Below are 20,611 nucleotides of genomic sequence, written 5' to 3' on the forward strand. Positions count from 1 at the left end.
CCATCACATCTGGCAATTAGAAATAACCTTTTCCGAGTGGTAGGCGCGCCAAAGTCACAGGCCCGAAGTTCTTTCCAGGCGATTTCATATCCGTGTTTCCTAAACTGTTTCACGAATGATTTGAATGTGTATCCTTTTCGATCTGGATCTGGCTTACCATCTTTAAGTGGTCCCCACGTTTTAAACTCTTCTACGTTTTCCAAAATGATGACTCTTGGCTTGACGGTGGCCGCCCACCTGAGCGCCACCCAAGCAAGCCCTCTGATTGTCTTATCAACAGGCTTTCCGCCCTTCGCTTTAGAAAAGTGTTTGCAATCAGGAGAGAGCCAGCACAAGCCGACCTTCCTCCCCTTCACCACCTCAACTGGATCAACATCCCATACTGACTCACAATAATGTTCGGTATGCGGGTGATTAGCCTTGTGCATGGCAATGGCGGCCGGATCGTGATTAATTGCTACATCGACATTTAACCCTGTAGCCATCTCAATCCCCGTACTGGCACCGCCACCTCCTGCAAAGTTGTCTACTATGATTTCTCTAAATAAATCCAACTGCATGTATCAGGCTCCTCTCTTCGACGTGGAATGTTCGGAATGCGATTTATTTAGGCTCAATAACTAAAGAAAAATTTCTAAAGTTGTTTTCTTTTATTGTCTTATCAGCAAAGCTCTTAGCCTGTGATTTACTCTTAAATTCCTTTGCGCTTCCTCTGACAAGCGTACGTCCTGGATCACCCTCCCAAGGTGCAATCCAGCAATCTGAATTAGCAAATTTCAAAATGAACATATTTTCAACTCTCCTTTATTTCGCTTGTTTTTCGGAATGTGCAGCCATCAGAATAGTGACAGCTGCTTGGTTTCAAAATTCATGATTAATAGTTCCTCGGCCGGACCGCCTACATTTTGACCGCCAACCGCTTGCTTGAATGCACCATGCCTTTCAATGTTCCAGGTTCCATATAGTTCATCGATCAGTGGATCGTCATAGTATGAAATGATGACTTTCCCTGAAACCTTCGATAGCAGCATTGCCAAGTCCCGATGATCGCTTAATGTAAATCCGCCGGCATAAAACTTCTCCCGGCCAATGTATGGAGGATCAATATAAAACAACGCTTCAGGTGAATCATATTTTTCAATTATTGTTCTGAAGTCTGTGCGCTCGATCATGACACCCTGCATTCTCTTAGCGAAAGACCTGATCTTTTCGCAGGCATTCACGTATCCCATTGCCGGGTTTTGACTCGAGCTGGTACTGTGTCGCCATCCCGTCTTTGGCACTTCCTCTGAATTGCCTTTAGAAATAGCTGAGCGATTTAAATAAAAGAATCTGACCGCTTGCTCAAGAGGATCTCGAGGCATTTCTTCACGCCGGTACTTGTCATATAGCTCCCGGCTATACGGAAGCGCAGCCACTTTCTGAATTAATGCTTCAGTGTTTTCGATAGACTGTAAGATGAAATTGACCACGATACCGTCAATGTCGTTATACACTTCATGATTCGTTCTGCTCTTTTGCGAGATCACATGAGCAGCCCCACCAAACGGCTCAATATAAACCTTGTGTGCTGGCATTTTGCTGATGATATATTCAGCCTGCTTACCTTTTCCACCGAACCAGATCAATGGTGATACAGTTGCCATTCCGGATCCCTCCTCCCTTCGACGTTTCTTGTGTCAGATACTCTATTACTTAAAACTACTACCTTACATACTCCACGAACTCATTTCCTCTTTCTGAAAACTCTCTTACCATGCTGCAAACTAATCCAAATGACATTCCTGAGTGATCTTGACTTTCGATTTTCTCCTTTGCTTCGTCAAGCGTACCATGATTATTTAAGATACTAACTATATCCAAGCAAGCTCCTAATTCCATACCTCGATATAAGTCGTTTAATCTAATAGGAACAATTTGATCCCAGTAGTCCCAGTTATCAGAGGATAAAACTTCCCTTCCTTTTTTCATCCAAATTGCTGATAGTTCAGGGATTTTTTCTTTATGTTCTTTCTCCTGTCTTTCACGATCTTGTTTCCACTCTTCTTGTGCTCTGTCAAACTCTGCTTTACTCTTACCAGTTATTTCTTTGTAGGCTGAATCCATCGTTACTGTATCTGAATATAATGTAACACCGTTGAAATCACCGGATACTAATCTACCTCTATCTCTGTAACTAAGCAATTCATTTACAGCTTTTTCAATAGTGTATCCTAAGAAAAGTTCAACCTGCTCATAATTTTTATCCATAGTACAACCTCCTAATTTTATTTTGTATTCTGAGATTTATTATCCTAAGTGAATAACTTGGGCATCTTCATTTAGAAAGCCCTCTGCTTTGATCCAGTTCTCATTCTGCCAAGGCGCATTCTGTTCGGGATGTTTATTGAAACATTATATGATTGGTTCTCTTTCATCCATTGCCTTTTGTAGTCCAGTAGATTCGAGTGAGATTCCGTTCTCTTCAAGCTTTTCTGTCAGCTGCTGAACACCATCTGACAAAGCGTTAATGTGTTCTTGATTTTTAGCACTTGCTAACATTCCCCAATCTCCACCTGATAGAAATCCTTCTGCATCACCTAGCATCATAACCAAAGCCATTTGCATTTTCTTATTCAAATATATTTGCACGAGATCACTCCCCTTTACGACACATCTTGTATCAGATCCGCTGTAATCCTTTTTGCTCAAGAGCGGCTTTCCACTTAAAGTCGATCAGTTCCCTTTCCACGTTATAAACCATCGATCCCTTAGAGCGGCAGCCGCTGCATCTGTACTTTATCTTCGTGTAGTAAGTTCTTTTAATGTCGTCTACCTTTGTCATGTCACATTGACAGTCGATACATTTCATTTTTCACTTTCCTGCTTTCTCTATATAAAGAATTTATTCCCTTAAAAACTTATAAGAGAGAGGCGCAACCACTGCGCCCCGCTCCATGTAATCATGAAATGATCATGACTCCACCATCATCCATTGTCCCTTTGAGCTCTTCCTCCAGGTATTCACGGATGTTCTTCATGGCTTCGTGTTTCCATGCCCCGCCATCAGCTTCAAAAAGTGCGCACGTTGGGCCATCCTTCATGCGAAAGATAAACTTGCTCTCTGGCTGCTCGATTTCCACAAATGTCCGGCGAGGTGCGAGGGTGATCGGGTTAGGCACTTTTACATTTTCAACCGTTGAAACGCCTGTCTTTGCTACAACGCTTTGACTTACACCGTCATCCCCGACCGTCTTGACCGCCTCCTGCTTGATATTGCCGACCACCTTTAAAGCAAGGTCCCGCTCTTCGTTTTGTACAAAGCAAGACTGCAGCTTAATGTTGAATGTCTCAGAGTCATAAAAGCGATCAAACGTAAATTCAGGCAGCCATGCTACAGAGCTGATGAGCACTTCACGTTCACGGTCATCGTTCAGTTGCTTCAGGATCTCCACTTCCTCTGGGTTTTTAATATGGATGATTAGGTTAGACTCTCTGTCCACATTCTCGTCAATATAGTCGACGACCCCTTTTAACGTATTGATCACAAGCGGAGCGGCTTTCGGGCGTTTAATCAGATGCATACGCTCCGTTGAGTAAACCTGTCCATTATGTTCCGATACCTTGTGGCCTGCCTTGCTGATAATAAACTCCATTGCTTCTTTTAACATTTTTCATTCCTCCAGTAGGGTTATAGTTTTATTTTGATTGCTTTTTCTGAGCGCGGAAGTCAACAACATTCTCTTCCTGCGGTTCTTCATACCCTTGAATCACATTGCCTTTATCGTCAGCCAGGTCACCAGCATCATTGAAGTATGTCTGCCCTTTAATACCGGACTTGAGCTCTGCGCCGATGACTTTACCTTTATCATGTCCGAGGATCAGCGTGGATCCGACTGACTTGGCAGGAGCCAGCTTGCTTTTGACCTGTACATCCGTACTCACAAGTTCGCGTTTCTCATCGGCCGTCATAGACAGCGTGAGTGTGACAGTCCGCTTGGCTTTATGATCTGTATTTGGATCATCGATATTTTCAAGGACCCTCTGAATCTCTCTGTTTAGCTTTTCAGCCGCCGCGCCATCCGCGAAAGAATTAAAATCGATTTTTGTACTCATTATTCAGCCTCCTAAATGATTCACATTTGAAATAAATTAATTCTCTTTAATTGATTAGCAGCAATCGGATTGATCCATAATGATTCTTTTTTCTTTGCACCTGCTTCTGCAGATACGATCCTCTCCTCAAGGTGCCACTCACTTAAGTACCTTGCGTAAAGATCATTTTCATAGCCTGATAGAATCACCGGACCTTGATGGTCGAGTAACACTTCAATTAAGGCTGCATGTCCAGACTCATCCATTTCATGTGCGTAATGACGGTTCGTTCGTGTAGACCGCACGTATGGTGGATCAGCATAAATCAATACATTTTCTCGGTTATAGCGTTGAATTAAATCGAGCGCATCCTGATTTTCGATCTGAGCATCTTTTAACCTGTCAGTGATGGTCATAATGTTTCCAGGTAAGGAAGACCATTGTTTAGCGTTATTTGGGCTATTCGGCGATATCGAAGAGCGCCACCCTGTTATGTCTGAAGTTTTAGCGCCAATGGCCATCCAGCACCTAACTAGGAATCGTCGAGCATCTTCTAGTGGATCCGGATTTGTTTCATAACTGCCTTTATATTCTTCACGGGAGAGCGGAGTGTAACTTATTAATCTGGCAAGCTCTTCAGGATGATCACGAATGACTTTGAATAAATTCACGATTCTACTATCAAGATCATTAATTGTTTCAATCTTCACTGGTTGCTTATTAAAGAAGACCGCTCCGGATCCAAAGAAAGGTTCGAGATACACTTCATGATCTGGCATATGATCAATAATCCAATTGGCCATGCTCCATTTGCTTCCTGGATAATTCAAGATCCGTTTCATTCTCTCGCCTCCCATGCAGTTGATAACCAATCCAGTGTGATCTTATCTCCAGACTTGATCAGGTGCCCCCACTCTTGAATGACTTTATAAGGAATGCTCTTGACCCCTGAGACAGCCGCTTCATTCAGCGATGTCTGCAATGCTTTGTAAGGGAACAGGTACACTTCTTTTAGGGCTGAAAAATAAATGATCAGGAAGCTCATTCCACCCTGTTTGTCCCACTCACTCAGATACTTGATCTGATGAGCTTTGATGTTTTTGAGCGGGAAGCTAGTCTTGCTGTTGGTTTCTTTAGCGTCGAAGCATACCGGCAACTGATCGATTAAGCCGATATAATCCGGTGCGCCTTTTTCCTTGTAAAACCCGCTCAAGATTCGTTTTCCGTCTACCCGGGTCACCTTAACCTCTGGGTGCTGCCGGATCACGATTGCCTGCCCGCGCTGGTGATACATGGCGTTTGCGTGGTCAATGTATAACTCAAGCGTCTTCCCTCTGTTCGAGTGACTCCATGATTTCATTGGTCTCACCTTCTCCCTTGAACATGTCATATAAAATCCACTCCGGATCCTTTCTTCGGAAGTGCTTATATTCAATCACCATTTCAGCCATCAAATTAATGTGACCTGGTAACAGATATTTTTTTAATGCTGTTTCAGATTGATTCGGTTTTACCCACTTTCGGTCATTCATGACAAAATCAATCATGAGCGCGATGCTCTTCACGTCATTTTTCATAGCCCTTTGAAACAGTTGGTTAATTTGCATGTTCTAATCTTCTTTCGAGTGTCTGGAACTTATTGATTTCTTTTCTGAAAGCCAGACAGACGGTGCCGACCGGTCCATTACGCTGTTTGCCGATGATCAGCTCCACAACGCCCTGTGATTCGCTGTCAGCATTGTAATAGTCATCCCGGTAAAGGAACGCCACATTGTCAGCATTCTGCTCCGTTTCGCCGGAGTCCCGGAGATCACTCATCATCGGACGCTTATCCTGTCTTGATTCCACAGCGCGGGATAACTGCGATAACAACACAATTGGGATGTCCAGTTCTTTCGCAATCATTTTCAAGTCCCGGGTAATCGTCCCGACTTCAGCGTTTCGATTCGGTTCCTTTTTATCTGACTTCATCAGCTGCAGGTGATCGATGATGACCACAATATCGCGGCCCGAGTGCTCACGTTTCAGTGCCTTAACATCGGATCGGATGTAAGATGGTGTACAGTGCGATAGGTCGTGGTAATACATATCTTTGCTTGCAAGCTCACCCATCGCGTGACTAAGTCGTTTCCACTCATCGTCATTGATATGACCCGCTCTCAATCTCTGGGCATCAATCCGGCCAGTAGAGGTAATCTGTCTTTCTACCAGGCTTTCATTTTTTGTCTCGAGTGAATAAACAACAGGGATGGCTTGATTGCAATTTGTGATTCCCAACCCCATATTCAGCGCAAAAGCTGTTTTCCCCATCGATGGACGAGCAGCAATAATCGTTAACTCTGAGTTATGCAGTCCGTTTAAGATACGGTCTACGTCCGTAAAGCCTGTCCGGATCCCCGTGACTTCCTCTAAACGATTGGAGCGGGATTCGATGTTGTCAAAGACCTTTAACAGCACATCTTTAATCGACTCACGCTTATTGTCTTTATTCGACTCAATGTCCGTTAGCCGGCTGGTGATCTCCTGTACCTCTGATAAATCCCTTTGTTCAAGTGCCACTCGCCGGAGTTGATCGGCAGCCTGAATCAGCTGTCTATACTGAAATTTCTCCCGGACCAGCTTTTCTTTGAACTTCAGGTTCTCGATTGATGTGGTAGGGTTAAAATACATGAGCTCTGTCAGCCCTGATACCTTTCCAACAGATTCAAGCTTCCCTTCACGAGATAGCCTGTCAGCGACCGTTGAAAGATCAATCGGCTGATTATCTTCTCTCATTGCCGTCATCGTATGTAACAGCACGCGAACCCTCGTTTGATAAATGTGTTCTGCTTTGATCTCCAGTTCATCCAGAAGCCGCGGATCCTGCAGGCAGGCACTAATCAGATCGTCTTCCGCTTCCTTGCTGTAAAGTTCCAAACCCTCTGCGTATGTTGTCATCGAATACCTAGCCCCCTTTTGATTTCCTCAAGTGCTGTTTGACGAGCCGGGTGATTACCGGTAGCTGCCTCTGAACCTTCTGCAAGTTTTTTGTTGATATACTCTTTCGTCTCCGCAAGATCAGGGACATTCAAGCTCGCTCCGGATGGTTTGACTCTAATATCAGCGATCGTCGGGGGAAAGCGGTTATCCAACATGTAACTATCCAACGCCTGTTGTGTCGATTCAAAATCCTGATCCTTCAGCAACCGGTGCCACTGATCCAGCTTGACCTGATCCCAGCCGAATGCCGGGTACACACTGGCGATGGCATTAAAAAGGTCCAACACTTCTCTTTTAGTCATCGAGATTCAAGTCCTCCTCTCCCGGTCTTTTCTTTGGCTGAGCTCTGTACCCGGCAGCTACAGTGGAGCGGCTGTTTTTAAACTCAACATCCAAAGCCTTTACATCATCAAGCGTTTGGACATTCCGATCTGACCATTCAAGTAAAATGCTTTTGATATAGCCCCATGATCTTTTGTTAGCTTCGACCGCTCGCTTACTTGCCTCTATGACTAGCTGCGGAGTAAGATCATCACCCCAATACAACAACTCCTGCATGATGTGAGGAGAAGCCTTTCCTATGTTTTTTTCGTAAAAAGTGAGCGGATTCAGCAATTCCTGTTTTGGTTTTTGGTGTTGGTTTTCAACAGGCTCAGCCTGCCCATTATTATTATTAGAATCTAATGAAGTAATCTTATGGTTATTGCACAGGTCAGATTGACCCGTGGAGAGGTCATTTTGACCTGTCGATAGGTCAATTTGGTCTCTCGTAAGATCATTCAATTTTTGATAATCAATCCGGTACCATTTGGTCTTATCAATCTTCATTTTGTTGTACTGATCGGAAGTGATTAGCACACCTTTGTTTTCAAGATTCTTGATGACGCGCTTGACCGTGCTGGCAGACCAGAAAGGAAATTCCTGATGCCATTCATCGATCTTTTTATAAACCCACTTATGACCGTCCCGCTCATTGTTGCTGTGCTGTAGCCAATAATGGAGCTGCTGTGTAAAAATGGCCTCGTTTAATCCGAGTTTTACAGCTAGGGTGGGAAGAACCTGCAGAGGTGCTTCGTAAATTAATAGTTTTGTCATAACGGATCCCCCAGTTGGGCCGGCAGTCTGCCCAAAAACTTATTGATAAAATACTGTTGTCCTTTTCCAGTGACTTTGGTAGTCATATTCACACTGACAAACCCATCTGAATGTGTAATCGTGGTCTCCTTTATTTGAAAAAGATCCATATCCATTGCTCGCTGCGTTGGACTGTTGAAACTGGCTCCTTTTTTCTTGATCAGGTACCCTTCATCCCTCAGCTGTTTGAATAACCTGTTTTGACCGGTATCGTATCCATTCTGTTTCAATAGCTTGGCGAGGTCCCCGATCAAAATACTGGTGTGAGAAGCTGATACCGCATCAGCAAACAACACTTTTGGTTGATCAATCAGCATCTTTGCCTCTAATGCCTTATAGTTTTTATCTGCGATCTGCAGAGCTCTTTTCATCGTTGCTTCAGGACTATTCCAAAGTTTTTCAAGTTTCAAAAAATATTGGCGGGCTTCTTTCCCTTTTTCATTTCGCTGGATCATCGAGATCTCTTTCGCCATATCCAGTTTTAAGTGATAGTCCTTTGTCTCTTGATGATTTAAAGGGTGTACAAAAAAGTACGGGGTATAGTCGACTTGCTCAACGAATCCATATTCAGTCATTCTAGGAAACCAAATTCTAAAGGGTGTCTCGACTTCTAAAAATTCATGCAGTTCCCTTGCACTGATGAGTATTTCATCGTTTTCGTTGCGAATGGTCTTAATTAATTCATTCATGCAGAAGTACCTCCCGCGAAATTAAAGTTGTCAATCATGCGGGTTATCTGCTACCATGTTCTTGACAGATTTGATATGCAGATAACCCCTGAGCCTTCCAGTTGCACCTGGTGGGCTCATTTATTTTGCTGTTCTAATTCATCACCATTGAATTCATTTAGCTCGATGATAGGCTGCTCTTCAATTGCCTCTGGTGCATAATGAGCGTATTGAGCTCTCTCGATTTTTCGGAATTCAAATGGCACAACCTGCTGAGCCAACAATAGTGCATCGTCCCAGTTATCGCTTTGTGTGATCACCAACATCGACTGATTATGATTCGTTTCAGGTGTAACTTTCCAAACCGTTACTTGTTGTGTTTTCATTTTGTTTTTACCCCCTTAAAATGTTTCAAATAGATCAACCGCTCCTGAACGCTCATGCGGTTCCAAACCCTCTCATTAACCACTCTCTTTAATTTATTGATCATCTTGGCTGGCCTCCTTATCCGAATAATAGATCCAGACTAGCAAGCCAAAACTGTAAAGTGAAAAGATGATAAAGGCGATCCCCAATACACTCATTGATCAGCCGCTCCTTTCTTAACCCTGAATCCACTGGCGGTTTGAAGCAGATAAATATTGTGAAAGATCGGGATGATCGTCACCCATTTTCCGTTTTGCATAAACTGGACTTCTTTTCCCTCTGCCACAGCTGCCCCTGCTTCACTATTTGAGATATAGTCATATCCCTCTTTTGGTTGTGGACCTCCAACACCTATTGGCATGGTGCATCCTCCAATCCTCTGTAAAGCTCATTAAGAGCAGCCTTATAATTTGTCAACCTGACCATCCGGCGGTAATAGCGCGGTGATCTTTTCACTTCCAATAATTCAGTTCGCTTTTGATTCAGGAAAACAAAGTGTTTCCGCGGCTTCGATAGTTCAATCAGTTTTATTTTCTTTAAGCAGTTAGTGACGGTACGGATCATTGACATTCACCTCAGTTCATAGGGATCTCTTTCGTTTGATTAGTAAAGCGGTGGATCAGCAGCATAACTCCTTGTGCTTTTTTAGATACAAGCCAGTTGTTTGGATTGCAACCATGATCAAGCATGTGCTGCCGCTCCGCTCTGGTTGGACGTTTACCTGATTTCACTTACTCACCACCCGCTCTCATATAAATTTCAGCGAAATACTTATCCAAAAAGTCAGCCATTTTCAAAGCATGGAAAGCATAGGTTTCGCCTTTAACTTCCGGATAATAAACAAACCCTCCGTATTTAACATCCAACATTTTTCTGTACTTCGGTTTTGCCAAGATGTTTTCTTTAATCCAGTAAGATTTTTTGCCAGTGCGATCCTCCAAATCTTTCATGGACCACCACTGACCTTTGAGCTCCTGATCCTTTAGTCTTTTCAGTTCGACTTTTTCAATAATGACTAAGTGTTCAGGGACTGCTATCGATACTTGAACTTCAAATTGCTGATTCACAATCTCACCTCCTATAGTTCTGGCGGAGTTTATCCGCCAGACCCTGCTAACTCCTTTTGATCAGAAAGTTTCAAATATGAAACTTTGTGGTCAATAAAAAAGGCATCAGAACTGATATTTAACTCCAAACAGATTCTCCTTATCTCAGAAGCAGAAAAATCCGGGCCATGACCATTAATTTTTTTATTCAAATTAATGCGGTCAATACCCACTCTTGCAGCCAATTCAGCCTGTGTGACGCCAATGTCCTTCAGGTAGAGTTTCAGTTTACTGTAAGGCTCATGATGTCGCTTTTTAGCTGTCATCCATCATTCACCTCCTCTCAGAAGGTTTCATTTGTGAAACTCTTAAGGGTAGATTACCACCCGTAAGTTTCATAGTCAACTACTTTTATTCCCTTTTTTAAATAAAATGTTGTCAAATAAGAAACATTTGTTTATAATTTGATTAACATTAATCGATATTCCTTAAGGAGGAAAAGCAATTGCACTCTATCGGCGCTGTCATAAAGAAAATAAGAACCGAGAGAAAACTTTCACAAGAAGAGTTTGCTAATCGTATAAACAATAAAATGAACATGTCAATTACAAAAGGTATGGTCTCTAAATGGGAAAAAGATTTAATTGAACCTAAAGTAAGTGCTATTAAAGGAATCGTTGCAACCTACGGAGTTTCTATGGATGAGATCCTTGGTGTTGGAGAATACGCACGTAATTCTAAAATCAACGTTATAGCTGCTCATATTGATGATGATGTAACTGAGGAAGAACTTGAAAATATCAAATCTTATATAGAATTTATCAAAAACCAACGAAAGTGACTGATGTCATTGAGATATGAAAAATTATTAGATGAGTACCCTGAACTTATCGTTAAAGAAGATCCAAGAATGCCGGACAAACTACCTGGCTTTATCGTGAACAACTTTATATCGATAAATAAAAACATTTCCTTACCAGCAAAGTATTTTATATTAGCAGAAGAAATCGGACACTATGTAACGACTGAGGGAGATATTTTAAACCTTAACGATATACGTCACATGAAAGCTGAAATTGTAGCAAGGCGATGGGGCTATCACAAAGTACTGTCTTTTGATCACTTAATTGAGTGCTATCAAATGAACATCCTTACTTGTGAAGAGTTGTGTGATCACTTTGAATTGGAACCTGGACATGTAGATCGAGTCCTCAAAGCATATATCGAAAAGTACGGGCTATCAGTTGAATACAAAGGTTATACCATTGAATTTGAGCCTTTAAATATACATAAAAAATTTTAACTTTTTACTGGATTATTTTAATTAATATGGGGAGGTGAGGAAAACAAATGGCCAGTATCACAAAAAGGGGAAAGACCTGGCAATACACTGTGAGCAGATACATTGATGGTAAGTATTCGCCGATCCGTAAAGGCGGATTCAGAGGGGAAAAGGAAGCACGGCTTGCCGCGGCAAAAGTAGAGCTCGATCTTGCTGAGGGTATACAGGAGTCTTATACTCCTGAAGTTTTTGCTGACTACTTCGAACGTTGGTTCCTTGATTACAAATCAAATCGAGCTACAGCTACAAAAAGAAGGTATTTGACTACTCATAACATCATCTTAAGAGAATTTGGCAGAACTAAGATACAGGATATCAATAAACGGAGATACCAAAGATTCTTAAATAATTTTGGCAAAGATCATAGTCGAGAATCTGTACGTAAAGTCAATACTCATATTCGTGCTTGCGTTAAAGAAGCTGTCGATGAGGGAATCATCAGGACTGACTTCACTCGTGGTGTAGAAATTAATGCAATGGTTAAAGCCAAAGCTGCTGAAGATAAGTTTTTAAATTTCTCTGACGCCCAGAAGCTTTTGCATTATCTCCATTCGAACAGATCTAGGAGCCCGCTGTATTATTTGTTGATCTTAGGCTTACAAACAGGCATGAGGTATGGAGAACTTTTAGGTCTAAAAAAATCGGACTTTGACTTTAAAGATAATATCATAAAAGTAAGGCGGACGTTGGATTATAAAGGGGCCGAAGGTTTCGGTCCTTTAAAAAGTGAGCAGCGTGATCTCGAAATGGATGAATGGACGATGAAACTATTTAAAGATGAACTGTTCAAGAATTCTGTTACTTCTCTTGATGGAATGGTATTTTTTAATCCCAGAACCAAGTCGGGGACATTTTCCAATGCATCTCCAAACAAGATTTTAAAAAAGGCATTAATCAAATTAAATATCGAACCAGTTATAACTGTACACGGATTACGACATACTCACATATCTATCTTGCTATACAATGACATAAACGTCCAATACGTCTCAGAACGCGCTGGACACAAAGATACGACAGTGACATTACAAACTTATGCTCATGTTTTAAAAGAGATGGAGAAAAAAGAAAAAACAAAGACACGACAAGTTTTAGACCAAATGACAATGATAGCGCAATGAGTATTACTTTATCATTGATAAACATAGATAAAACACTTTTACTACACATTGCGCTACACTAAATTTTATTAAAACCCTATTTAATAGCATTTTTTAAACTTAAAAAGAATCCCTTCGAGGGCGTACATAACAGCTGATCGCTTATCCAATGAGATAAGCGATTTTTTTATGAAAGGATTTTCTTTAATGCCGCCCTGTCCACCTTCCCAATCGGCGTATACGGAAATTCCTCAACTATCATAATCCCTTTAGGCATCTGGTAACGGGCAACCCTTTTCCTGAGCCACTCCATTAGCTCCTGATCAGTCAACACTGCATCCTGCTTCAATATTATCCAGGCCGCTAAACGTTGACCAAATTCATGATCGGCAATGCCGGTTACCTCTGATTTTAAAACAGATGGGTGCTGCTCCAACATGCTTGTTAATTCTTGAGGATAAACGTTAATCCCGCCTGACACGATCATGTCGTCTGTTCGCCCATACAAAAAATAATAGCCGTTATGATCAACGTAGCCTATGTCACCCGTTTTGATCCATTCATCCGCAGACTTCATGGACCATTTATTTTTTATTAATATCTGTCCTGATTCTCCAGCTAACACTTCATCTTGATTCTCACCCACTACTTTAATACTCGTTCCCGGAATCGCACGGCCAATTGTTTTGCTTGAATATTTAAGATCGTCCGGAGTGGCAATCAGATTCAATCCCGCTTCAGATGTTCCGTACAGATTATACAAAACCGGTCCTAAACGATTTAAAACTTCTTCAGCCAAATGCGGTTTTAACTCCGAACTTCCCGAAGCAATACAGCACAATGACCGCAAAGCCTCCGCGTCCTCGTTTATCAGTCGTTCAATAATCAATGGCACGGCCGGCATAAAATCAACCTCGTATTTCCGTATCAATTTACAGGCTTCCTGTGCGTCGAATCTGCTGCCTAACACGATCTTTTTCCCGAGCGCGATAAACAATAGTAATATAGCAAATCCATAACCGTGATATAACGGCGTCGGAATGTATGCCGTTTTATAGTTAAGTATTTTGAGCCGTTTGATCATCGTAAAAAACGGTGGCAGGAAATTAATAATGGATGGCTGATGGGTGATCTTCTTCGGTCTTCCTGTTGTGCCACCTGTGAGAAGGATGATCCTGCCCGCAGCTGAGTGCGGATTTTCCCGATTCACATCTGATTCTACAATCAAATCCTCAATCACTGATAACTCAAGGCTCGTCCCACTATTCACATTTACAACAGAAGAATCGTATAAAACAAGGTCAAAAGCATGCTCTCGAATATATTGGTGCAGCTGTTTCTCACCCGCATCAGCATGCAATAAATACAAATCCGCTCCAGTACCTGAAACGGCAAAAATGGACTTCGCCATCTCATTTGAATTTCTTCCTATTAAAGCAACTTTTTTACCCTTTGTGATCTGATAATGTCCGTTCAATACATGGCTTAGGGCCAGTGAATCACGATAGAGCTTCAGGTATGAAATTTCGATGCCATGATGGATCAACGCAGTCTTTTGTTTAAATCGTTTTGCCGAAAAGGATAACAGTGCGAGCAGATTGACCCCATGATTTATAACAGACACCAATAAATAAAACCACCCTGCAGGAAACAACAGTCTGATCACGTTCATGCTCCATGCCTCCCCCACTGCCGAATAAATACCGAAGCAAACTGACCGGAAAGGACCCACCACGGCTTGTATATTTTTTTATTGCGAATGATGAGGCTGCCAATGATTTCAGCTGCGTGCTCAGCATGCATGGCGGGCGTATTCCGGTAGGAGACAGTCGGCTCTATCATCGGTGTTCTGACTAGAGGAAAATAGGCTGTCGACGTCCGGATGCCCAGTCTATTCAATTCTATTTCTGAAGATCTGAACCAGGTATCAAAGGCCCCTTTGGAGGATTGATATGCTGCCCAACCCGATAAAGGAGACAGGATCGCATTTATGGTAGAAACATTTATGATATGTCCGTTTGATTTTGCCAACAGCGGCATCAGCTCCAACACGAGCTTCACCGGCGTGAAATAATTAATTGCCATCGTCCGGGTAAAGTCATGGAAGCGATCCTGTGATGCTTCAAGCGACCGGTTAATCGACAAACCGGCATTACTGATCAGCACGTCAAGCCGCTCAAGCTGCAAAAGTTCGTGTGTGACCTTATTCAACTCAGCGTCAACTCTTAAATCCGCAGCCATGATTGTCACGTGTGCCCCTGTTGTCATTAAATCCTTTTTGATGGCTTGAAGTTTGGCTTCACGTCTGGCAATTAAAATAAGATGTACCTCCGCCCCCGCAAAAAGAGTGGCTGTCTGTTCGCCAATCCCGGAACTCGCTCCAGTGATCACAACCGTTTTTCCTTTTAAATGGCTTCGTAATTTCTTTTTATGTATAGGTCTATGAGGAAACATGACCTTCTCGGAAAAATGATAGTCAAACACAAACATTGTCACCTGCTTTTACATCTATGGTAACGGCTATATTCGGCAATCCACTGCAAAAAGCCTGCAAATCCCTTAACATTTATCTTTCATAGAGTCTCACTCATGTCGAAAGGCCATCACTTTCTGTCGCTAACTCATCCATTTATGTCGATCTTCTTCCCATTTACGTCGCTAATCCAACGCTTTAACATCAAATTGTCATTAGCCACTCAACTTCTGTCGTTACATTAAAGATTCATGTCGATCACACGCCACTTTCTGTTCTTAGGTCGCTAACTTCCTTTCTGTCGACCCGCTTCCATCCCGCCGTCGCACTTTCCGAACATCACATAAAAAACCCCCGCACTCCTAAGCGCGGGGGTTCACCTCATTTACTTCTCTTCTTCCACATACGATGCAAGCGTTTGCAGTGCTGCGTCTTCATCAGGTCCTTCTGTGATTAACACAAAGCTTGTACCTGTTCCGAGTGCCAGACTCATGAGGCCCATGATGCTTTTTGCGTTGACCTTTTTGCCATCCTTTTCAATAAATACATCTGACTGAAATTTTGTTGCTTCCTGTACAAACAGGGCAGCAGGCCTCGCCTGCAGTCCTGTTTTTAATCCTACTGTTACTTCCTGTTTTTTCATTAAATTGCCCCCTCTTTATTTAGTCCCTGCCATTTCACCTTTACGCAGTTTTTCTGCGATTTCATCAATCTTTCTTAATCGGTGGTTAATGCCTGATTTACTGACCGTACCACCTGAGACCATTTCGCCCAGTTCCTTCAGCGTGACGTCCTGGTAGGCAACGCGCAGCTCAGCGATTTCACGCAGCTTGTCCGGCAGAATGCCAAGTCCTGCATGCCGTTCGATAAAGCGGATATTTTCCACCTGGCGGAGAGCTGCACCGATTGTTTTATTTAAATTGGCCGTTTCACAATTTACCAGCCGGTTAACGGAATTTCTCATATCCCGGACAATCCGTACATCTTCGAATCTCAGAAGTGCCTGATGAGCACCGATCAGACTGAAAAATTCAGTGATTTTTTCTGCTTCTTTCAGGTAAGTAATAAATCCTTTTTTCCGTTCGATCGTTTTACTGTTTAATCCGAATTGATTCATCAGTTTGGAGAGTGATTCATTATGCTCCTCATAAAGCGTAAAGATCTCCAGATGATAAGAGGATGTCTCCGGATTATTGACGGATCCGCCAGCCAGAAACGCTCCACGGAGATAAGCCCGTTGACAGCATTTTTTGCCGATGACGGATGGGGAAATGGTGTGATTGAGACTGAAGCCTTCTCCAAGTATATTTAAATCCTCCAGGATCTCTTTCGCCTGTTCAGCAATTCTTACAATATATACGTTATTCTTTTTGAGCCTCATTTTCTTTCGCACAAGCAATTCTACCTGAATGGTGTAGCTTTTTTTAATCAGGGTATAAATTCTTCGGGCGATCGCTGCATTTTCAGTCTGGATATTGACAATCAGTGCTCTGTTTGAAAATGACAGCGAGCCATTCATTCTGATTAGCGCGGAAAGTTCGGCTTTTGAACAGCAATCATTTGCTTCAATTTGCGTTAATTCTTTTTTTGTTTCTGACGCAAAAGACATTTTGTTCCCGCCTCTCTATAGCCAAGTCCTTATGCGAGCTGATTTTTCGTTTCAGCAATTAAGCGGACAATAATTTCTGCAACCCGATCCGTATCATGACGGATCAGTCCATTTTTATTCATGATAATTTTATCATAGACCACGTTTAAACCGAGTGCACGAAGTCTCTCGACATCAAACTTTACGGGTTCCGCCATTTCTTTGTCATAAAGTGAGCGGATCTCCTCCGGTACATCTTCATTATTCACAAGAATGTAATCGATAAACCGTTCCCCCATGTGATCGTACAAAGCTTCTATATGATTGGACGCTGTATAATGCAGCGTTTCGCCAGCCTGTGTCATCAGGTTGCAAATATATACCTTTGGCACAGCACTATTGATGACAGCTTCTCCAATTTCCTTCACGAGGAGATTCGGCAGGATACTGGTGTATAAGGAGCCTGGACCAATAATGATCATATCAGCCTCTTCGATCGCTTCGACTGCCTGAGGCAACGCCTTCACGTGTTCCGGTGTTAAATAAACACGGCGGATTTTCTTTCCGCTGAAAGGAATTTTCGATTCTCCCCTGATTACGGTACCATCTTCCATTTCCGCTGATAAAAGCAGACTCTGGTTGGCTGAAGGCAGTACCCGTCCGCGCACATTCAGCACCTTACTCATCTCTTCAATCCCATTGGCAAAGTCTCCAGTGATGGAGGTCATCGCTGCAATAATCAGATTCCCGAGTGAATGCCCGCCAAGTTCGTTTTTACTCGCAAAGCGGTACTGGAACATTTCTTCAACAAGCGGCTCAACATCAGATAAGGCTGCGAGCACATTTCTGATATCGCCCGGAGGAGGGATGTTCAGGTCAGAACGGATCCTCCCTGAGCTGCCTCCATCATCTGCGACGGTCACAATAGCCGTCAAATTAACAGGATACTGCTTCAGTCCGCGCAAAAGAACAGATAGACCCGTTCCTCCTCCGATGACAACAACATTTCCTTTTTGGTAACGCTTTGTTTTCATTTTACTTTTCCTTTATTTCGTTTCTCAATATCACGGTGTGTGATCTGTGTATGGTAATCCTTTGCAAATGCACGTGCCACTTCCTCTGTTAAAGCAACGGAACGGTGCTGGCCGCCTGTACAGCCGATCGCAATCACAAGCTGACTTTTGCCTTCCCGTTTATAGTGAGGCAGCATAAATTGCAGCAGATCAATGGTTTTCTCCAGGAATTTCTGCGTCTCCGTCCACTTCAGTACATAGGTTGAAACCTCTTCATCAAGTCCTGTCTGCGGACGCATATGGTCAATGTAATGCGGGTTTGGCAAAAAGCGGACATCAAAGACAAGATCCGCATCAATCGGAATGCCGTGCTTAAATCCAAATGACATCACATTGACAGTGAATAATGACTTTTTATTTTCAGAGAACTCATTCAGAATCTTCTCTCTCAGCTCACGCGGCTTCAGAGAAGATGTATTATAAATCGTCTGGGCCCGTCCTTTGAGATCTGCCAGCAGCTTTCGTTCCTGTTGAATCCCTTCCATTGGAAGCCCGGCTGTTGCCAGTGGGTGAGAGCGGCGCGTTTCCTTATAGCGGCGGACCAGTGCCTGATCATCCGCATCCAAAAAGAGAATACGCGGCTTCAACTGCTCTTCTTTGTCAAACTGATCAAGCGCTTGAAACAGTGAATCAAAAAATTCACGGCCTCTTAAATCCATCACGACTGCCACCCGGTTCATCTTATCCCCGGACTCTTTCATCAGCTCCAGAAATTTCGGCAGCAGCGTTGGCGGCAGGTTGTCCACACAGAAAAAGCCGAGGTCTTCAAAGCTTTGTACGGCTACTGTTTTCCCTGCGCCCGACATTCCGGTAATAATGACGATTTCCATATCCTTTGACATATCAGCACTCCCCCTCAGCTAGGATCCAAACGGTAAGAAAGCAATTCAAAATCCTTTGTATACGTAAATGTTCCATAGATAACACCCTGGCCGTGAATCACATACTCCAGAATGTGACGGTCACCCTCCGCCATATCAAGCGACTGAATCGCTTCAAACGGCTGCCACTCCAGAATGCCTTCCGGTGATTCCTCTAAAATCAAACCGTCAGCCTCTGTCGCAAGAAACGTGAACATCATCCATTCCGATACGACTTCATTGCCATCTTTTATAATAAACGTGAAAATCCCTTTAATTTCAGGGTTCTTTACGTAAATGCCCGTCTCTTCGCGATATTCACGAATGCAGGCATCCCGTACAGACTCACCAGGCTCCATCTTTCCACCCGGTGCCACCCACCAGTCCCTGCGCGGCTTCTGAAGCAGCAGAGCCTGATTGTCTTTTATATAAACGCAATTCGTTATCCTTTGCATATCATCACCTGCCAACTTTTGCTCATTCATTACATTATACATTTTTTTATGAACCGTCACAACGAGATCGGTCTGTATCATATTGTATTTTTATTCACATTTAATAGAACCGTTTCTTTATATTAAAAGGAATGAAGTCAGATTTTTATGCATCTAACATCGAGATGTCAGGTGCATTTATTCGTTTACAACGCGTTACTTAAACAAAAAAAGGGCACGAACGTCGATCCGTTCGTGCCAAAAAAGTAATTTATACTAAAAGGGGGTCAATTACTTATGGTCTTACTATACCCACAAATTGTTGCATAGCTGTTACAAATGGGTAACGTTTAGATAAAGTTTTGTTTATCTCTTAAGACCCGACTTTTAACGTTTCAGCAAGTTCTTCAACGTAATGCTGGATTGCCTGTGAAGCCACACTTCCGTCTCCCGTTGCAGTAACAATCTGACGAAGCGTTTTATCACGCACATCCCCTGCTGCAAAAATGCCCGGTACATTTGTACGCATCAGCTCATCTGTTTGAATATAGCCTTCATCATTCAGAATGCCAAGATCTGCGAAAGGCTTTGTCAGAGGAACCATTCCAATATAAATGAAAGCTCCGTCTGCCTTGAACTCAGTTTCTGTTCCGTCTTCTGTAGACATAAGCGTAACAGAACCAACCTTACCGTTCTCTTCATTGATTTCCTTCACAGTTGAATTCCAGATGAAATCAATTTTCTCGTTATCAAACGCACGCTGCTGAAGAATCTTCTGAGCGCGAAGCTCATCACGGCGGTGAACGATTGTTACCTTGTTTGCAAAGCGTGTGAGGTAAACGCCCTCTTCAACCGCAGAGTCTCCTCCACCTACTACAACAAGGTCTTTCCCTTTGAAGAAAGCTCCGTCACAAACGGCACAATACGATACACCGCGTCCGCCAAGCTCTTTTTCACCTGGTACGCCAAGCTTTTTATACTCAGCACCTGTTGTGATCAGAATAGCACGCGCTTTGTATTCTTTTTTGCCGGCTTTAATCGTCTTATATTCCTTGCCGTCCTCAATGCCCTTTACATCACCATAGGCATATTCAGCACCAAATTTCTTTGCGTGCTCAAACATTTTATTTGATAAGTCCGGTCCAAGAATGTGATCAAATCCCGGATAGTTCTCAACATCTTCTGTATTCGCCATCTGCCCGCCAGGTACTCCCCGCTCAAGCATTAAAGTAGATAGATTCGCACGTGACGTATAGACCGCAGCTGTCATTCCAGCCGGTCCTGCACCAATAATCACAACGTCATAAATTTTTTCTTCTGTCATGACATGACACTCCTTTTTCGTTCAAATAAAGAGTTTGTTTAATATAGTCCTACCTCATCGTAATCCAGTCAAATTTAAAAATCCACTAAT

The 20,611-nt window shown here is 42.8% G+C and carries 30 protein-coding genes; 3 read left to right on the plus strand and 27 right to left on the minus strand.

From position 1 onward, the window contains the following. From H7968_RS00005 to H7968_RS00095, 19 genes are all read right to left on the minus strand, one after another. Window positions 1-560, minus strand: a 560-nt coding sequence (locus tag H7968_RS00005; protein ID WP_227394207.1) for a DNA cytosine methyltransferase, incomplete at its 3' end; no start/stop codon positions are given. A gap of 43 nt (window positions 561-603) precedes the next feature. Continuing rightward, window positions 604-789: a hypothetical protein gene (locus H7968_RS00010; RefSeq protein ID WP_227394208.1), complete on the minus strand. Its 186-nt coding sequence runs from the start codon at window positions 787-789 to the stop codon at window positions 604-606. 47 nt (window positions 790-836) lie between these two features. Then, window positions 837-1,646: a DNA adenine methylase gene (locus H7968_RS00015; RefSeq protein WP_227394209.1), complete on the minus strand. Its 810-nt coding sequence runs from the start codon at window positions 1,644-1,646 to the stop codon at window positions 837-839. 58 nt (window positions 1,647-1,704) lie between these two features. Beyond that, window positions 1,705-2,250, minus strand: coding sequence for a hypothetical protein (locus tag H7968_RS00020; RefSeq protein WP_227394210.1), 546 nt, complete (start codon window positions 2,248-2,250; stop codon window positions 1,705-1,707). 144 nt (window positions 2,251-2,394) lie between these two features. Further along, window positions 2,395-2,631 carry a hypothetical protein gene (locus H7968_RS00025; protein ID WP_227394211.1) on the minus strand — a complete coding sequence of 79 codons (237 nt, stop codon included), beginning with the start codon at window positions 2,629-2,631 and terminating at the stop codon, window positions 2,395-2,397. A gap of 311 nt (window positions 2,632-2,942) precedes the next feature. Continuing rightward, a complete protein-coding gene (locus tag H7968_RS00030) occupies window positions 2,943-3,650 on the minus strand; it encodes a hypothetical protein (protein WP_227394212.1) in 708 nt (235 codons plus the stop codon). Between the two features lie 28 nt (window positions 3,651-3,678). Further along, window positions 3,679-4,095: a replication terminator protein gene (locus tag H7968_RS00035; protein WP_227394213.1), complete on the minus strand. Its 417-nt coding sequence runs from the start codon at window positions 4,093-4,095 to the stop codon at window positions 3,679-3,681. A gap of 20 nt (window positions 4,096-4,115) precedes the next feature. Next, complete coding sequence (locus H7968_RS00040; RefSeq protein WP_227394214.1) at window positions 4,116-4,916, minus strand: DNA adenine methylase; 801 nt, start codon at window positions 4,914-4,916, stop codon at window positions 4,116-4,118. Further along, on the minus strand, window positions 4,913-5,434 hold the full coding sequence (locus H7968_RS00045) for a Holliday junction resolvase RecU (RefSeq protein WP_227394215.1): 522 nt from the start codon (window positions 5,432-5,434) through the stop codon (window positions 4,913-4,915). The genes H7968_RS00040 and H7968_RS00045 overlap by 4 nt, the downstream gene beginning before the upstream one ends. Beyond that, window positions 5,394-5,681, minus strand: a complete 288-nt coding sequence (locus H7968_RS00050) for a hypothetical protein (protein ID WP_227394216.1) — start codon at window positions 5,679-5,681, stop codon at window positions 5,394-5,396. Before H7968_RS00050 ends, H7968_RS00045 begins: the two co-directional genes overlap by 41 nt. Beyond that, window positions 5,671-7,011 (minus strand): replicative DNA helicase, encoded by a 1,341-nt coding sequence (gene dnaB / locus H7968_RS00055; protein ID WP_227394217.1) that lies wholly within the window; start codon window positions 7,009-7,011, stop codon window positions 5,671-5,673. The genes H7968_RS00050 and dnaB overlap by 11 nt, the downstream gene beginning before the upstream one ends. Next, window positions 7,008-7,355 (minus strand): replicative helicase loader/inhibitor, encoded by a 348-nt coding sequence (locus tag H7968_RS00060; RefSeq protein ID WP_227394218.1) that lies wholly within the window; start codon window positions 7,353-7,355, stop codon window positions 7,008-7,010. Before H7968_RS00060 ends, dnaB begins: the two co-directional genes overlap by 4 nt. Continuing rightward, window positions 7,348-8,148 (minus strand): DnaD domain-containing protein, encoded by an 801-nt coding sequence (locus H7968_RS00065; RefSeq protein WP_227394219.1) that lies wholly within the window; start codon window positions 8,146-8,148, stop codon window positions 7,348-7,350. The genes H7968_RS00060 and H7968_RS00065 overlap by 8 nt, the downstream gene beginning before the upstream one ends. After that, window positions 8,145-8,876 carry a phage antirepressor KilAC domain-containing protein gene (locus H7968_RS00070; RefSeq protein ID WP_227394220.1) on the minus strand — a complete coding sequence of 244 codons (732 nt, stop codon included), beginning with the start codon at window positions 8,874-8,876 and terminating at the stop codon, window positions 8,145-8,147. Before H7968_RS00070 ends, H7968_RS00065 begins: the two co-directional genes overlap by 4 nt. Window positions 8,877-8,992: 116 nt before the next feature. Further along, complete coding sequence (locus H7968_RS00075; protein WP_227394221.1) at window positions 8,993-9,241, minus strand: hypothetical protein; 249 nt, start codon at window positions 9,239-9,241, stop codon at window positions 8,993-8,995. 194 nt (window positions 9,242-9,435) lie between these two features. After that, window positions 9,436-9,642: a hypothetical protein gene (locus tag H7968_RS00080; RefSeq protein WP_227394222.1), complete on the minus strand. Its 207-nt coding sequence runs from the start codon at window positions 9,640-9,642 to the stop codon at window positions 9,436-9,438. A gap of 214 nt (window positions 9,643-9,856) precedes the next feature. Beyond that, on the minus strand, window positions 9,857-10,012 hold the full coding sequence (locus H7968_RS00085) for a DUF6906 family protein (protein WP_227394223.1): 156 nt from the start codon (window positions 10,010-10,012) through the stop codon (window positions 9,857-9,859). Then, window positions 10,013-10,348, minus strand: coding sequence for a DUF771 domain-containing protein (locus tag H7968_RS00090; RefSeq protein WP_227394224.1), 336 nt, complete (start codon window positions 10,346-10,348; stop codon window positions 10,013-10,015). 29 nt (window positions 10,349-10,377) lie between these two features. Continuing rightward, a complete protein-coding gene (locus H7968_RS00095) occupies window positions 10,378-10,653 on the minus strand; it encodes a helix-turn-helix domain-containing protein (protein ID WP_227394225.1) in 276 nt (91 codons plus the stop codon). A gap of 179 nt (window positions 10,654-10,832) precedes the next feature. Between H7968_RS00095 and H7968_RS00100 the strand changes: the two genes are divergently transcribed. From H7968_RS00100 to H7968_RS00110, 3 genes are read left to right on the plus strand one after another with little or no spacing between them, the layout of a single operon-like run. Beyond that, complete coding sequence (locus tag H7968_RS00100) at window positions 10,833-11,168, plus strand: helix-turn-helix domain-containing protein (protein ID WP_227394226.1); 336 nt, start codon at window positions 10,833-10,835, stop codon at window positions 11,166-11,168. A gap of 9 nt (window positions 11,169-11,177) precedes the next feature. Continuing rightward, complete coding sequence (locus H7968_RS00105) at window positions 11,178-11,630, plus strand: ImmA/IrrE family metallo-endopeptidase (protein WP_227394227.1); 453 nt, start codon at window positions 11,178-11,180, stop codon at window positions 11,628-11,630. Between the two features lie 47 nt (window positions 11,631-11,677). Then, window positions 11,678-12,790 (plus strand): site-specific integrase, encoded by a 1,113-nt coding sequence (locus tag H7968_RS00110; RefSeq protein ID WP_227394228.1) that lies wholly within the window; start codon window positions 11,678-11,680, stop codon window positions 12,788-12,790. 166 nt (window positions 12,791-12,956) lie between these two features. On the opposite strand, the gene H7968_RS00115 is transcribed toward H7968_RS00110, so the two are convergent. From H7968_RS00115 to trxB, 8 genes are all read right to left on the minus strand, one after another. Then, window positions 12,957-14,441, minus strand: coding sequence for a class I adenylate-forming enzyme family protein (locus H7968_RS00115; protein WP_227394229.1), 1,485 nt, complete (start codon window positions 14,439-14,441; stop codon window positions 12,957-12,959). After that, window positions 14,438-15,160, minus strand: a complete 723-nt coding sequence (locus H7968_RS00120; RefSeq protein ID WP_319799470.1) for an SDR family NAD(P)-dependent oxidoreductase — start codon at window positions 15,158-15,160, stop codon at window positions 14,438-14,440. The genes H7968_RS00115 and H7968_RS00120 overlap by 4 nt, the downstream gene beginning before the upstream one ends. A gap of 467 nt (window positions 15,161-15,627) precedes the next feature. Beyond that, entirely contained in the window at window positions 15,628-15,885 is a 258-nt protein-coding gene (locus H7968_RS00125; RefSeq protein WP_227394231.1) for an HPr family phosphocarrier protein, read from the minus strand. 15 nt (window positions 15,886-15,900) lie between these two features. Continuing rightward, window positions 15,901-16,851 carry a DNA-binding protein WhiA gene (gene whiA / locus H7968_RS00130; protein WP_227394232.1) on the minus strand — a complete coding sequence of 317 codons (951 nt, stop codon included), beginning with the start codon at window positions 16,849-16,851 and terminating at the stop codon, window positions 15,901-15,903. A gap of 29 nt (window positions 16,852-16,880) precedes the next feature. Further along, window positions 16,881-17,864: a gluconeogenesis factor YvcK family protein gene (locus H7968_RS00135; RefSeq protein WP_227394233.1), complete on the minus strand. Its 984-nt coding sequence runs from the start codon at window positions 17,862-17,864 to the stop codon at window positions 16,881-16,883. Then, on the minus strand, window positions 17,861-18,745 hold the full coding sequence (gene rapZ, locus H7968_RS00140; RefSeq protein WP_227394234.1) for an RNase adapter RapZ: 885 nt from the start codon (window positions 18,743-18,745) through the stop codon (window positions 17,861-17,863). The genes H7968_RS00135 and rapZ overlap by 4 nt, the downstream gene beginning before the upstream one ends. Before the next feature lie 14 nt (window positions 18,746-18,759). Continuing rightward, window positions 18,760-19,218 carry an NUDIX hydrolase gene (locus H7968_RS00145; RefSeq protein WP_134375843.1) on the minus strand — a complete coding sequence of 153 codons (459 nt, stop codon included), beginning with the start codon at window positions 19,216-19,218 and terminating at the stop codon, window positions 18,760-18,762. Window positions 19,219-19,570: 352 nt separating this feature from the next. Beyond that, window positions 19,571-20,521: a thioredoxin-disulfide reductase gene (trxB, locus tag H7968_RS00150; RefSeq protein WP_134375841.1), complete on the minus strand. Its 951-nt coding sequence runs from the start codon at window positions 20,519-20,521 to the stop codon at window positions 19,571-19,573. Window positions 20,522-20,611 lie beyond the last annotated feature (90 nt).

The organism is Jeotgalibacillus aurantiacus, assembly GCF_020595125.1.
Taxonomy (GTDB): Bacteria; Bacillota; Bacilli; order Bacillales; family Jeotgalibacillaceae; genus Jeotgalibacillus; species Jeotgalibacillus aurantiacus.